The sequence below is a fragment of the Enterococcus sp. genome (assembly GCF_022711995.1).
Lineage (GTDB): Bacteria > Bacillota > Bacilli > Lactobacillales > Enterococcaceae > Enterococcus_D.
Genome location: NZ_JALAHI010000095.1, coordinates 1 through 13,261 on the forward strand (window position 1 = coordinate 1; position 13,261 = coordinate 13,261).

Below are 13,261 nucleotides of genomic sequence, written 5' to 3' on the forward strand. Positions count from 1 at the left end.
ACTTCAGATATTCTTCATTGGCTAACGATTTCTATAACATTCAATTTGTTCTAGCTTCTTTTACAGGTTTACTCGGTTGCTTCTTCCGACAGCTGAATCAGTAAGTCTTTGATCACATCATAAACAGCCGCTGTTTCTGGATAGGGGCTTTGGACATTCTGGATAATAAATAGATCTCGGTAGCGAAACTCTGGGGCTAGTTCTTGCCAATTCAAGGTGTCTGTCAGGGCAAGTTTAGAAATAATCGACTTGCCGATGTTATCCTCCAATAATGCTAGGATGGCTTCGTTATTATTGGTTTTAATGATTTGCGGATTTAAATGATTCGAATAAAGGTACGTTTCATTAATATAATACATCCCGGAATCATTTTCTCTTAGAATCCAAAAATCGGAATCACTGTTTCCGGCTAGGACTAATTCATCTTTATAGACGTAATCTTTTTGGATCAAAGGAGAGACGATGGCTTTTTCGATCAGTCCGATATGAGCTTTGTTGGTTTCTACAGCGTCGATCACTTCTTGAGAATTCATAATTTTGATTTCAAAAGCGATCAGTGGAAATTGCTCGATCAGCTGGCCCATGATTGTTGGCAGGAGATGGACACCGGTTGTATTGGAGCAAGCCAGCACGCAATCGGTTTTAAAATTTTTGGCGTTTTTGGCTTGGGCAAAGACACTGGATAATGAGTTCAAGGAATCCACTACTTTAGGATACAAAAATTCTGCTTGTTTTGTGGGCAGAATCAGTTGTTTTCCTTTGCGCTCAAAGAGTTTGAAGCCTAGCTCAGTCTCCAATTTTTGAATTTGGACGGAGATGGTCGGCTGGGTTTTAAACATATGCTTAGCGGCTACACTAAAATTTCTGGTTTCATAGACGACAACGAATGTTTTCAACAGTTCAAACAAGCGAATCCCACCTTTTCTATTAATAAAATTTATAACAGGTATATAAAAACATTATTTTACAAATAGTTAAATCGTGTTTATATTATAGATGGCAACAAAAGATAACGCAAGTACGATAGAAATTTTTAATCGTTCAGAAAGGGGAGATCAATGATTAACGGAGTTAAACATTTTTTAAATACGATTCCGATTCCTATTTGTGGGCTGATTTTAGGAACGGTCTCATTAGGAAATTTATTGTTTGCTGAAGGATTCAAAGTAACCGGAAATGCCTTTTGTTTAGTTGGTATTTTGGTGATGATCCTGTTCCTTCTCAAACTCATTTTCACATTCAAACGCACATTAGCGGATTTGAAAAATCCAATCGTCGCTTCTGTTGCGCCGACCTTCACAATGTCTTTGATGGTAATCTCAGTTGTCTTGGAACGGGCATTTCCTAAATGTATCATGAATGACTTGCTATGGCTGACAGCAATCGGGTTGCATCTTGGCCTAATGGTTTATTTTGTTGTTGTTCATATTTTACCGGTCGACATCACGTTGGAATATGTCTATCCGAGTTGGTTTATTACCTTCGTTGGTATCGGGGTGATTCCGAACACATCAGCTGTCTTTATCAAAGAGCTGGGGGAAATCGTGGTGTGGATTGCACTGTTTTTATATTTTGCTCTACTACCCGTGATTCTAAGAAGAATTATGTTCCAAAAAATGACAGAAGCTTCAGCAGTTCCTTTGATTACGATTTTGACTGCTCCTGGTTCCTTGTGTTTAGCAGGCTACCTATCGGTCTTTAAAGATGGATCAACTTGGTTTGTGGCGTTAATGCTCATCTTGTCGCAAGCAATTTACTTCTGTGTCGTTTTGTATATGAAAAAAATGCTGGAAGTCGGCTTCTATCCTAGCTATGCCGCCTTCACATTCCCATTGGTTATCTCAGCAACTGCTATGTTTAAGTCTTCGCAATTCTTTATGGATCGGCCAATTTTATTTGGTGCGACGGAGTTGTTGAGTATTGTGGAAACGATCTTAGCTATCGCAGTGGTTTGCTATGTTTTGCTGAAGTATGCCGTTCATTTGTATGGGCAGACAAAAAGTTTGCTTGCACAACACGAATGATCCATAATTTATCAGAGTAAAAAGGAAAGTTTTAATCGGTTGTTGTTCTACGATGAAGTACATATTATTTCTAATAATAGAAAAGGATGTGGATTCATATGAGAAACACAAGTAGAAAAGTTGTTGTTGTCGGCACTGGATTTGTAGGAACAAGTATTGCCTACTCAATGATCAACCAAGGGCTGATCAATGAATTGGTTTTGATCGATGTGGATCGTGAAAAGGCCGAAGGAGAAGCCTTTGATTTATTGGATGGGATGTCATGGGCCCAAGAAAACATCAAAGTTTGGGCTGGCGACTACTCTGACTGTCAGGATGCAGATATCGTGGTGATCACGGCAGGTGTCAACCAAAAACCAGGTCAAACACGGTTGGAATTAATTGATGTGAATGCCGGTATTATGACTAGTGTTGTAAGAGAAGTGATGGGGGCAGGCTTCGACGGTATTTTAGTGATTGCTTCTAATCCGGTAGATGTTTTGACCTATGTGGCTTGGCAAGCATCCGGTCTACCAAGCAACCGGGTCGTTGGAACTGGGACAACGCTAGATACCACCAGATTCCGTAAAGAATTGGCGCAAAAATTAGAGATTGACCCAAGAAGCATTCATGGCTACATTATTGGCGAGCATGGGGACTCTGAAGTAGCGGTCTGGTCACATACGACAGTAGGGGGAAAACCGTTGCTAGAGTTTATCGTCAAAAACCATCGACTGACGGTAGAAGATTTTACAACGATTTCTGATCGAGTGAAAAATAGTGCCTATGAAATCATCAATCGGAAAAAAGCCACTTTCTATGGAATCGGTATGAGTGTTGCCAGAATCGTCCGGGCAATTTTAAACAATGAACAAGCAGTATTGCCTGTCTCTGCCTATCTCGATGGGGAATACGGCGAAAAAGATTTGTTTACAGGCGTTCCTTCGGTCGTTGACCAAGGCGGTGTGCGGGAAATCATTGAGCTGAATATCGATCCAGCTGAGAAGCAAAAATTTGCTTTATCCTGCAGCCAGCTAAGAGAAGTAATCGAATCATTAGATAAAATGACTCATTGAGGAGAGATACTATCACTATCGGCGATCGTCCGCCAAAGCAATTGGTCAGTCGTTTATCTCTCATAACAAATGGCTATTTCCAAGAGGTAGTAGAATGGCGCAACGATTGTTGAGACGATAAGATCATAATCAGGTGGAAATGAGCGAATTCCTTAGCTAATTGATAAGCTGTAATAGAAAAAGAGCAGTTCGAGTTAAATCGAGCTGCTCTTTTTTTGCTATACCATATGACAGTTGTCATCATCAAATCCTGACAGCTGTGACTGTTGTTAGTCTATTGAAAGGACTATGCTGGAATTATCAGGAGGCGATGAGCATGGAATCAATTATCAATGTGTCAGGATTAACTAAAAATTACCATAAAGAAACAATTTTGAATCATCTTTCATTTCAGATAAATGCTGGAGAATCTGTCGCATTGCTAGGCGAAAATGGAGCTGGTAAAACAACGATGATCAATGTATTAAATCACATAATCACGAAAGATGCTGGTGTTATTACAATCATGGGGAAACAGGATGTGCGACAACTTCGAGGAGAGATCGGAATCATGATGCAAAAGAGTATATCTTTACCAAGAATTACGGTCAAAGAGTGTTTGAATCTCATCCGCAGTTATCATCACCAACCACTTTCCTATAAAGAATTGATTGATCTCGCTCATTTAAAAAAAGTGGAAGGAAAGTATGTGGACCATTTATCTGGTGGGCAAAAGCGCCGATTGACTTTTGCTGCAGCGATGGCAAGTAACCCTCAGCTAGTCTTTTTAGATGAACCGACTGCTGGGATGGACAGCAACAGTCGAATGACCTTTTGGCAGACGATTGAAAATCTAAAAAAAGAAGGTAAAACATTCTTTATCACCAGCCACTATCTTGAAGAACTTGATCAGATTGCTGACCGTATCATGATATTGAAAGATGGACACTTGATTTATAACGATCACTTACAAGCGTTACAAAATCAAAGTCGAAATGCAAGTATTCAATTTAAAACAAAATTGTCGAAAGCAGTTTTTGCAAAGCTGACAGGAGTCAATGATGTTCGTACCTATCAAGAACGGGTGCAGTTGAGCACGGGTGATCTTAATTTGGTGCTTACAGAACTTATGCCCTATCTTGACCAAATCGAATCCTTAACTGTGCAACAAAATTCTCTAGAAACATTATTTCATGAAGTCATTGGAGGGACAATCAAATGAAAAATTTTCTCTTTCAAGTAAAAATTAATTACAAGCGTATCATTTTTCGGAATTTAAGGTTTCTTTTTTTCAGTATGGCTATGCCTATTGGTTTTTATCTTTTGTTTACACAAGTGATGAATCAAACCATCCCTGACAATATTTTAAAAAACTGGAATGTAACGTATTTGATCAGCATGATCGTATATAGTATGTTGATTAGTTCTGTTTTTGCTGTTTCTAATACATTGTTAGAAGATCGTGGATGTAAGCTTGACTTATTAGTCGAGCTGAGTGCTGTGTCAAAACTTCAATATTATGGATCTATGATCATCGTTTTTTTATCATTAAATATATTGGGTGCATGCGCACTGGAAATTACTGCTTATATGATTAACCACATTCAAGTTTCTATGATCCATTTAGTAGAGTTGATATTACTTCTTCCTTTAGTTTCATTCCCATTGGTTTTATTAGGAATTCTTATTTCATTGGCTGGTTCAGGAAATACCGTCAATGTTCTTTGTAATCTAGCAGTCTTTCCAATGGCTATTTTGAGTGGATTATGGTGGCCGTTAGATACGATGCCTAATTGGATGCAGCATACTGGGAAACTGCTACCTACTTATCATGCCAAAGAGTTTCTAAATGAATTTGTTCAGGGGCAGCATTTCAATTTCAATCATTTTAGCGTACTATTAGCATGGAGTATTTTACTAGCAGGAATACTTAAAGGCGTTGTCATGCTTACAAAAAAAAGAGAGGTTCAATCAGTATGACTTTTTTAGAAAAACATTTGTTGTTTCCTAGAAGATTTGGTATCACACCTTATTTTTGGCTTGTTTTTTTAGTACCTACGATTATACAATTACTGTCACTTGATTCTTGGATTAAGTGGCTTTTTGTCTGTTTATTATTGATTTTTTTAAAAGCATATCGTGATGGTTATACCGCCCATAAGTATTTAACAATGGATGTCATTGTACAATTGATTGTCGCTTGTCTTTTTGGTCTTTTTCTACATAATGGGTATTTGTTTATTTTTACAGCGTGGGAGATTGGATCGGTACCGGTGCCAAAGACCGTTTATTATCACTATTTGGTTAGTTACTATGTCAGTACTGCTATTAGCTTGATTACTATGTTGATAATCATATATCCAATATCTTCTGCAGACATGGTGGAAATTCCTTTGACAGTAGTTGCTGCGATCATTTCACCCCTAGCTGCGAAGGCAATGAGTGAATCCTACAGAAGAATGAATCATTTAAGTCAACAAAACAAACGACTGGAAGCTATTGTACGACAAAATGAGCGAGATCGCATTGCACAAGATCTCCATGATAATCTAGGCCAAGCTTTTTCTATCATTACATTAAAAGCAGAACTGGCAAAGAAATTGGCGTCGATTGATTTGCTTAAAGCAGAAAAAGAATTACAAGACATCGCAGAAACATCTCGTGCCAACTTAACTTTAGTTCGAGGGATCGTCGCAAATTTACAGGAGCGGACGATTGCCAAAATGATGTTGGAAGAGGAAAAAAATTTAGCTGTTGCCAAAATTCGCTTGCAAACGATTAATGAAGAAAATGCCGTGAATTGGCCAATCAGTGTTCAAAATACCCTCTCAGCGGTCATCAAAGAAGCAGCTACAAATATGATCCGCCATAGTCAGGCGAGTTTGGCAACCATCACTTTTGAAGAAGACGAAGCAGACTATTTTGTGACGATAAAAGATAACGGCCAAGGTTTTTTACAAGTAAAGGAGGGATCATATGGTCTTTCTGGGATGAGACAACGGGTTCAAATGAAAAATGGCAAGATCGAGATCAATGGTACTCAGGGCACAGAGATTCTCGTTTACTTACCTAAGGAGCAAACAAATGATTAAATTATATTTAGCAGAAGATCAAGAGTTACTAAACACGGCATTAGCGATGATTTTAAATCTTGAATCAGATATCGAAGTTGTCGGTTCTGCAATGGATGGTGAAGAGGCACTGTCTGATATCCTTCGTCTGAAGCCGGAAATAGTTTTATTGGATATTGAAATGCCGCATCTATCCGGATTAGAGATTGCTCACCAACTACGACTGTTGAATGTGGATACCAAAATCATGATTTTAACAACATTTGCACGAGATAGCTATTTTCAGCAAGCGTTAAAAAATAATGTTAACGGATATATGCTAAAAGACACCCCTAGTGACCAACTGATTCGTTATATTCGTTCAATCATGGCAGGTGATACCATATTTTCACCAGAACTTGTGGCTAAGGCAGTGATTGCGCAAAAGAATCCTCTTACTCCAAGAGAATTGGAGGTATTAAATTTATTAAAGTCAGGAATTAGTACGCAACAAATCGCAAAGATACTCTTTTTAAGTGAGGGAACAGTACGTAACTATATCTCAGCAATTCTAAGTAAAACAGGTACAAGTTCAAGAATTGAAGCAATCAATTTCGCGAAAGACCAAGGATGGATTTGAATATAAATGATAGAAGAGAACGTTCGTTCCTAGAAATTGTTATACGATCTGCTCTTTTAGTAATCTGTTTAGTAGTGTTTGCTATCTTATGTTATACGACAACAAGTGTATAATTGAACTTGAGGAAATCGCTCGTTTAACTAGTTAGTTTAAATCGTTAGCAAAGAAAAAGAAGAATGCCTGTAAGAAATGTCGGGTGATCTTTCGAGTATCGTAAAGGAGGAAATAGCAATGGAGACACCGATTCAATGGCTGATCTTTTGGGTCATATGCAGTATTTTAGTCTTTATAGCCGGATTTTTAGATAGGAGCCGTTTGTTAGGATTTCGCACCAGCACAACGATGTACTCACAGGAAACATGGCGTTATGCGAATACTCGCGGAGGCTTGTTTAGCTTGATTTGTGTGAGTAGCGAATATTTCATTATAGCGCTTTTTGGTCAGAATTCACCCTTTTATGACCGTTTTTTTCTGTTTTGAGTGCTGTCTGTCCTTTTAATTTATTTTATTGTGACTCAGCTTACGAGAAAAATCTTCATTTTGAAAAAATAGGTAGTGAAATTATTTGATACGCTAGAATTGATTCTCATGGATCATCGATATGTATGAAAAAACACGTTGGTTTCGCATAGCCTTACCAGTCTGAGACAAGGCTATGCGAAAGCTTTATCCAATAGTAGTGTACTGTTGTTTTTCTTGCTTGGCATGATAGGCTTCTACATTGAGAATGGCTTGCTGGAACATCTCGCGAGTGATGGGATAGGGTACATGAATAATGTCGTTTGTGGTCATGGCTTTATCTAAAATGGCTTTCAAGTCTGAGTGAGCATTGAGACACATGTCAGCCAAACAGACCGGCAGCTTATTTTCTTTCATAAAAGCATAGACCCGTTGAAATAGTTCGGTCTGCTGATCCATCATCAATAACGCTAGAACACCGTAGCTGACGGAAGCGCCATGGAGATAGTGTTCCATTTTTTCTAGGACAGTCGTGCCATAATAAAACGAATGTGCCATGGCAGAATTGTAGTCATTGATGACTAAAACAGACACCAACCCGGTGGTCACGATGATATCTGAGACGACTTGTTGGATGGCATCAGAGGGCCGATTGGCGGCACTGTCTTTCAACGCTTGCGTGCCGTAGGTCAATAAGCGCTCCGTGCACATTTTGCTGATCTGAATGCCTAATGCATCGGTATGATCCAATTGATCTCCTCTGGAAGAAAAAGTGGCTTCGATTTCTTTGGATAAGGCGTCACCGATGCCGGCCCACAGGTAACTATCCGGCGCTGCGGCAATAATGGCTGTATCAATAAAGGCATGGACCGGTGGTTTTGAAGAAAAGAATAATCCTTGCATTTCGCCTGCTTCGGTGTAGATGACGCACACAGCTGTGACGGGAGAACAATTTGAGCCAATCGTCGGAAATGTGAAGACGGGTTTGGCTAATTTCTCACCGACAACTTTGACGGTATCACACACACGACCGCCTCCAACGGCAAATAAGACCTCTGATGCTTGGACACTTTTTTCCTGCATTAAGCGCGCCACATTTTCATAGGTAGAATTTCCACCATACCAAAGACTGTCAATGACGGATACTTCTTGCGTCAGGGCAGTCTTGATTTTATTCTCTGCTTTTGCTAGCGCTGTTTTTCCACCAATCAGAACAGCCTTTGTTCCATAACTTTTAACGATGTCATTTACTTTTTCGTAAGCGTCTGTTCCGATCGTATAATTTGGTAAAAAGATGCTTTGACTCATATTGTTTTCCTTCTTTCTTTGCGACTATATTCGCTAGTATTGGGCCTGTGATTTGATGAATGATCATGCCGACAGCAGCTGGGGTAACAGCAGCGGCAATGGCAGCAAAATGGGCATTGGCTAAAGAGATGGCTAGACCGGTATTTTTCATGCCTAATTGAAACATGATTGACTTGGCTTGTTGGTCACTGATACCTAGTAAGCGGCTGATACCATAGCCTGCCCCGTAACCGATAAGGTTATGCAACAAGACAAGGAAGATGACGATTAGTCCGGATTGCAGGATCACTGTGCCATTTTTTGCCACGGTTCCTGCAACGATCAGCAGGATACTGACGGAAGAGACTAAAACAAAAGCCTGCATCCAGGCATCGATAGAGTTGGCGATAAGCTTATGGACGATGATTCCTAAAAGAATCGGCAGCAGTACCATTTGCAAAACCGACAGCAGCATGGCGAAAAAAGAAATTTCTGTATACTGTCCGGCTAAGAGATAGACGAGAAAAGGGGTCACGACCGTTGCCATTAGTGTGGAGACGGTGGTCAAAGAGACTGTCAATGCGACATCTCCCTTGCCGATGAAAGTCATCACATTGCTGGCGGTTCCTCCTGAAACAGAACCTAGTAAGACAAAACCGATGATCAGTCCGGAAGATAACCCAAAAAGCTGTGCCAAGCCATAGGCAACAAGGGGACTGATAGTAAATTGGATCAATAAACCTAAAAGAAACGCTTTTGGCTGAATCACCACCATTTTAAAAGCAGTGACATTTAACGTCATTCCCATACAAAACATGATGATGCTGAGTAATGTCGTTGTGCGCGTAGGAATCCATAAAAACGGCTGGGGAAACAGATAGGAAATCAACATCAAAAGGACCATTAGATAAATCAGGTATTTATTCACAAATTGGGCAATCGTATTTATTGTTCTCATTAAGACTTTCCTTCCATCTTGACGTAAAGCAACCAGCAATCCTCACACCGCTCTCGTAGCCGTGTCAGGGATCATAGCAATCAATAAAAAATCAGTGCAGCTACCAAAAAAATTTTCAACAAGTGAAGCTTTAAAAAAGGGTATAAAAAAACATTCCACCCAAGAAGATTCTCTGTTCTTCTGGTGCAATGTGAATAGGGACTCTTTGAATAAATGTTCAAACAGTCCCAACTATAATAATAAAATAATTGTTTCTCTTCTACGAGGTGTCATTAAATCACTTCCTTTGTCTAAATTTTCAGAATATTTAAATTGTTTTATCTAGTGTACAAAATAGTTTCGGTTCTGTCAAAGGGAAAATGAGATTTTTGTTCATAAAGGAAATTAGAGACGGAATGAGAGAAGAAGGCTCAGAAGGGCAGCCCACTTCTAAGCCTTTTTCATTGAAAGTAAAACTTTTCTAGGTTCTCAGTCTGCTTGAGGGGGTGCGACAAATCGAGAAAGTAAGGCGCTTGCCATTGCTGTGTTTGGGCTGCGATAGGATTTAAGTCCTGCACCCATGGTGGATACACGCGAAAAGCCATTTTTCCAGCGGTTGTTGCTGTTTTGATGATGCCGTTGGCGACAAGAACAGAAGTTGGGAAGATAAATTGGCCTTTTTGTTTGCCATCAAGGACAGTAATTATTAATTTGTCTGGGCTGCCACTTAACGAATACGCTTGATTTTTATCTTGAGGATGCTCCCACAATGCCACGAAATAGCCTTTTTTCTTTGGTGTTTTCTTTGCCAGACGACTACGAAAGGTCGTGTTTTTGGCAACGAAAGTCAGGCCTTCATAGGCTTTGTTTTGGTCTTCGTCAAGGACAGCACAGGGTTCAACCTCAATAAGTCGCAGCAGCGCAGTGATCAACTGTTGGGATTGGCGCATTTTAGGCCATCACCAACCGTTTCCATTTTCTGATTTTTGTTCGGAAATTAGTGAATGGCGCCACTGAATTAATGTGGATCCATTTATACAAGGGCCATTGCGCTTTGGTCGTGGCCCACTTTCTCTGTCCGGGCTCAAACAGTTCGGTATCTGATAGTGTGCTGATCCATTGGCATAGTTCATCAACTAGTTGGGTCAACTGCTGTTGTTGTTCTTTTAGGGAAAGCTGTCCATAGCGCTGATAGAATTGCTCATAAAGCGCACCTAACTGATTCCACTTATAACCTGCTGCTGGCGTTTGCACAGCAACGCCGTTTTTTTCTTGGGCTTCCCAGTCTAATAGAAGATGGAGCCACCCTAATTGATAAGACAAATTTTCAGAGGGGCTTTTATCTACCTCATCATGGTGCTGGTGTTTCCATTCTTCTGGAATCTCTTCAAATTCGGTGATGTATTTTTGAAACGTGTCTTGAATGGTTTGGATCAATTCTGCTTTTGTTTGATACTGACGCATCGATTTTCCTCCTACTTATCAGAAAGTGTTTTTTCTTTGGTGATTTGAATGACCAGACCAAATGGATCTTGCAAGATAGCATAAAAGTCCGCAAATTCATTTTGAATAGGTGTCTGATAGGGCTTACTCAATGGGTGATGGCTCAATTTCTCGTAAACGGTTTGTGCTTCTTCGATCGTATCCGTAATGACACTCAATGACAAGGTATTTCCTTTTTGGTAAGAAATTTTAGGATCGATTGGTTGATCTGTCAGCTGCATTTGTGTCGAACCTATTTGTAGTACCGCATGGGAAAGCCAATGCTCAGTGCCAGTTTCAATCACGGTGTCGGGAGCCAATTGAGTTTTAAATTCTTGAAATGTCATTTTAAACAGTAGTTGTCCATTAAAAGCATTCTGGTAAAAAGCTAGTGCTTCTGTTCCTTTTCCTTCTAAGGTCAAAAAAAGTGCTAAATCAATTGATGCCATAATAACTTCTCCTTTTCGCTATGATAAACTAACTGTAGCAGTTAATGGTTTCATTTCATGACACCTTTGGAGGAGAATATGAAAAAAACAGAAAGAATCCAACAAGAAATGTTTTATATCAATGAAAAGAAGGTCTTTCATTTAAAAGAATTGATGGCGACCTTTGGGATTTCAAAAAGCACAGCACTTCGTGATATTCAAGAACTTGAAGCTCTAGGGGTGCCACTATATGTCGAGAATGGCCGCTATGGCGGTTATCGAGTCTTGCAAAATACATTGCTGCCGCCGATTCATTTTAGCGAAAAAGAAGTCTTCGCTATTTTTTATTCCTTACAACTGTTGAACTTACTGACCGATTCACCATTTGGTGCTACTTATAGGCAGCTACAAGAAAAACTGTTGCACACTTTTCCAAAGAAAAAACAGCAGCAAATCGCGACGATGCTGGATTGTGTACACTACGAAGGAATCAGTCAAATCGCCACGACAGAAAATTTGGAGCAGTTGTTTGAGTGTATTTTGACAAATGCGATCATCACAGTGGTGTATACACGCTACGGTTCGCAACAAAAACGGCTGTTGCCGACTCGGCTGATTCTAATGGATGGCTACTGGTATTGTACGGCATTCGATTTAGCAAAAGAAGCATGGCGGACCTATCGTTGCGATTTTATGGCATCGATCGTGGTGGAAACAACCTATCAAACCTTATATGCAAAAGGGGAGTTGCTGAATTCTTACCAAGAGCAAATGCAAACCTATCGAAACATTCCCTTCAAGGCTAAGGTCAGTGAAACAGGGAAAGAATATTTTTTGAAACATCCTTTTTCCAATATGTCTCTTTGCCAACGAGAAACAGGGACATGGATCGAAGGGAAGTTTGATCAGACAGAGTTACGGTTTATGACTAATTATTTTCTCGGCTTCGGCGAACACGTGGAAATTATTGCCCCGGAGATATTGCGGAAGGATTATTTAGACTGTATCAAAAAGATCATGGCCAGCTATGAGTGAAGAGCTGTTTTAAAGAATCAGAAGATGATTTTCTAAAACGAATGCTTGATTTGCTTCGCCAGAGATTTCTATAGTAGGATTATCGATTTGATATTTTAGGTAAGTTCTTTGTAACCTTTTGGCTTTTTGTGCGTTTCTTAGATAAAGGAGAGGAAAAATGAATGAAAAGGATCTTGATCAGTTACTTGAAGAATTTTACCCAACCTTATTGTTATACGGTATTTCTTTAACACGCTTAAAATCAGATATATGTTTAAATGAACCCATATTCAGACAACTCCTTATGTAGAAATCTAAATATCAGACAAAGTTAGACTATTACCCTCTTTTCAAATAACTTGGTTCTTCTCCATAACGTGATTAATTAAAGCTACGCCTTGACGTTCAACGACCTGTTTTCTCACAGACTTGTAGCTTCTGTTCTCAAAAAAAGGTTTGGCGGTTATCGAGGAGTGAGTAGTAATTACACCGCTTGTGGTTGCTTCTAATGCGTCACAAAGTGCAGTAGCTATACCTTCCCCCTGATGGTTTTTATGTACATACAAACAGTCAAGATATCCTGTAGAATCGATATTTCCAAACCCAACTACAACATTTTCTATCTCAGCTAGGAATGTTTGGCTCTCTAAAAGTGACTTATTCCAACCTTTAAAGTCAGCCGATTTAGGTGCCCAAACATTAAGCTGAGTCTCAGAGTAGTCACGAATATTGATATTGTGGACAGTATCATAAAACAAACAAACGATTGCTTCACAATCTGATTCACGATATTTTCTTAACTTCACGAATGTCCCTCCTTGATGATTTATTAGTTTACTCAGTTATCAACCATCATAATTATACAGGAATATACATTTTCTAACATACTTGAAACCCTGATACTAA

General features: G+C 39.5%; 15 protein-coding genes. 8 read left to right on the plus strand and 7 right to left on the minus strand.

Annotation, left to right across the window (positions count from 1 at the left end; translation table 11 throughout):
* Nucleotides 1-68: 68 nt before the first annotated feature.
* Nucleotides 69-908 carry a LysR family transcriptional regulator gene (locus tag Q0A12_RS09365; RefSeq protein ID WP_291292384.1) on the minus strand — a complete coding sequence of 280 codons (840 nt, stop codon included), beginning with the start codon at nucleotides 906-908 and terminating at the stop codon, nucleotides 69-71.
* Nucleotides 909-1,058: 150 nt separating this feature from the next.
* On the opposite strand from Q0A12_RS09365, the gene Q0A12_RS09370 reads away from it, so the two are divergent.
* The 7 genes from Q0A12_RS09370 (at nucleotide 1,059) to Q0A12_RS09400 (ending at nucleotide 7,228) form a co-directional block, all read left to right on the plus strand.
* Nucleotides 1,059-2,024 carry a TDT family transporter gene (locus Q0A12_RS09370; RefSeq protein WP_291292385.1) on the plus strand — a complete coding sequence of 322 codons (966 nt, stop codon included), beginning with the start codon at nucleotides 1,059-1,061 and terminating at the stop codon, nucleotides 2,022-2,024.
* 98 nt (nucleotides 2,025-2,122) lie between these two features.
* Nucleotides 2,123-3,079: an L-lactate dehydrogenase gene (locus tag Q0A12_RS09375; protein ID WP_291292386.1), complete on the plus strand. Its 957-nt coding sequence runs from the start codon at nucleotides 2,123-2,125 to the stop codon at nucleotides 3,077-3,079.
* Between the two features lie 316 nt (nucleotides 3,080-3,395).
* On the plus strand, nucleotides 3,396-4,280 hold the full coding sequence (locus Q0A12_RS09380) for an ABC transporter ATP-binding protein (protein ID WP_291292387.1): 885 nt from the start codon (nucleotides 3,396-3,398) through the stop codon (nucleotides 4,278-4,280).
* Nucleotides 4,277-5,038 (plus strand): ABC transporter permease, encoded by a 762-nt coding sequence (locus Q0A12_RS09385; RefSeq protein ID WP_291292388.1) that lies wholly within the window; start codon nucleotides 4,277-4,279, stop codon nucleotides 5,036-5,038. Before Q0A12_RS09380 ends, Q0A12_RS09385 begins: the two co-directional genes overlap by 4 nt.
* Entirely contained in the window at nucleotides 5,035-6,150 is a 1,116-nt protein-coding gene (locus tag Q0A12_RS09390; protein ID WP_291292389.1) for a sensor histidine kinase, read from the plus strand. The genes Q0A12_RS09385 and Q0A12_RS09390 overlap by 4 nt, the downstream gene beginning before the upstream one ends.
* The gene (locus tag Q0A12_RS09395; RefSeq protein WP_291292390.1) at nucleotides 6,143-6,748 is read left to right on the plus strand and encodes a response regulator transcription factor; all 606 of its coding nucleotides are present in this window, start codon (nucleotides 6,143-6,145) and stop codon (nucleotides 6,746-6,748) included. Before Q0A12_RS09390 ends, Q0A12_RS09395 begins: the two co-directional genes overlap by 8 nt.
* 231 nt (nucleotides 6,749-6,979) lie before the next feature.
* Nucleotides 6,980-7,228, plus strand: coding sequence for an SdpI family protein (locus tag Q0A12_RS09400; protein ID WP_291292391.1), 249 nt, complete (start codon nucleotides 6,980-6,982; stop codon nucleotides 7,226-7,228).
* A gap of 186 nt (nucleotides 7,229-7,414) precedes the next feature.
* Here the strand turns inward: Q0A12_RS09400 and Q0A12_RS09405 are convergent, their stop codons facing one another.
* The 5 genes from Q0A12_RS09405 to Q0A12_RS09425 form a co-directional block, all read right to left on the minus strand.
* On the minus strand, nucleotides 7,415-8,515 hold the full coding sequence (locus tag Q0A12_RS09405) for an iron-containing alcohol dehydrogenase family protein (protein WP_291292392.1): 1,101 nt from the start codon (nucleotides 8,513-8,515) through the stop codon (nucleotides 7,415-7,417).
* Nucleotides 8,451-9,452 (minus strand): bile acid:sodium symporter family protein, encoded by a 1,002-nt coding sequence (locus tag Q0A12_RS09410; RefSeq protein WP_291292393.1) that lies wholly within the window; start codon nucleotides 9,450-9,452, stop codon nucleotides 8,451-8,453. Before Q0A12_RS09410 ends, Q0A12_RS09405 begins: the two co-directional genes overlap by 65 nt.
* Before the next feature lie 440 nt (nucleotides 9,453-9,892).
* Nucleotides 9,893-10,381: a MepB family protein gene (locus Q0A12_RS09415; RefSeq protein WP_291292394.1), complete on the minus strand. Its 489-nt coding sequence runs from the start codon at nucleotides 10,379-10,381 to the stop codon at nucleotides 9,893-9,895.
* Between the two features lies 1 nt (nucleotide 10,382).
* Nucleotides 10,383-10,895: a ClbS/DfsB family four-helix bundle protein gene (locus Q0A12_RS09420; protein WP_291292395.1), complete on the minus strand. Its 513-nt coding sequence runs from the start codon at nucleotides 10,893-10,895 to the stop codon at nucleotides 10,383-10,385.
* A gap of 11 nt (nucleotides 10,896-10,906) precedes the next feature.
* Nucleotides 10,907-11,362, minus strand: a complete 456-nt coding sequence (locus Q0A12_RS09425; RefSeq protein WP_291292396.1) for a VOC family protein — start codon at nucleotides 11,360-11,362, stop codon at nucleotides 10,907-10,909.
* A gap of 78 nt (nucleotides 11,363-11,440) precedes the next feature.
* Between Q0A12_RS09425 and Q0A12_RS09430 the strand changes: the two genes are divergently transcribed.
* Nucleotides 11,441-12,376, plus strand: coding sequence for a WYL domain-containing protein (locus Q0A12_RS09430; RefSeq protein WP_291292397.1), 936 nt, complete (start codon nucleotides 11,441-11,443; stop codon nucleotides 12,374-12,376).
* A 329-nt stretch (nucleotides 12,377-12,705) separates the two neighbouring features.
* Here the strand turns inward: Q0A12_RS09430 and Q0A12_RS09435 are convergent, their stop codons facing one another.
* Complete coding sequence (locus tag Q0A12_RS09435) at nucleotides 12,706-13,161, minus strand: GNAT family N-acetyltransferase (protein ID WP_291292398.1); 456 nt, start codon at nucleotides 13,159-13,161, stop codon at nucleotides 12,706-12,708.
* Between the last annotated feature and the right edge of the window lie 100 nt (nucleotides 13,162-13,261).

Bases quoted from the DNA above. Each gene is read 5' to 3' on its own strand.
- Q0A12_RS09425 (WP_291292396.1), bottom strand. From the start codon at position 11,362: ATGGCATCAATTGATTTAGCACTTTTTTTGACCTTAGAAGGAAAAGGA.
- Q0A12_RS09430 (WP_291292397.1), top strand. From the start codon at position 11,441: ATGAAAAAAACAGAAAGAATCCAACAAGAAATGTTTTATATCAATGAA.
- Q0A12_RS09375 (WP_291292386.1), top strand. From the start codon at position 2,123: ATGAGAAACACAAGTAGAAAAGTTGTTGTTGTCGGCACTGGATTTGTA.
- Q0A12_RS09410 (WP_291292393.1), bottom strand. From the start codon at position 9,452: ATGAGAACAATAAATACGATTGCCCAATTTGTGAATAAATACCTGATT.
- Q0A12_RS09390 (WP_291292389.1), top strand. From the start codon at position 5,035: ATGACTTTTTTAGAAAAACATTTGTTGTTTCCTAGAAGATTTGGTATC.
- Q0A12_RS09385 (WP_291292388.1), top strand. From the start codon at position 4,277: ATGAAAAATTTTCTCTTTCAAGTAAAAATTAATTACAAGCGTATCATT.
- Q0A12_RS09400 (WP_291292391.1), top strand. From the start codon at position 6,980: ATGGAGACACCGATTCAATGGCTGATCTTTTGGGTCATATGCAGTATT.
- Q0A12_RS09420 (WP_291292395.1), bottom strand. From the start codon at position 10,895: ATGCGTCAGTATCAAACAAAAGCAGAATTGATCCAAACCATTCAAGAC.
- Q0A12_RS09415 (WP_291292394.1), bottom strand. From the start codon at position 10,381: ATGCGCCAATCCCAACAGTTGATCACTGCGCTGCTGCGACTTATTGAG.
- Q0A12_RS09405 (WP_291292392.1), bottom strand. From the start codon at position 8,515: ATGAGTCAAAGCATCTTTTTACCAAATTATACGATCGGAACAGACGCT.
- Q0A12_RS09370 (WP_291292385.1), top strand. From the start codon at position 1,059: ATGATTAACGGAGTTAAACATTTTTTAAATACGATTCCGATTCCTATT.
- Q0A12_RS09395 (WP_291292390.1), top strand. From the start codon at position 6,143: ATGATTAAATTATATTTAGCAGAAGATCAAGAGTTACTAAACACGGCA.
- Q0A12_RS09380 (WP_291292387.1), top strand. From the start codon at position 3,396: ATGGAATCAATTATCAATGTGTCAGGATTAACTAAAAATTACCATAAA.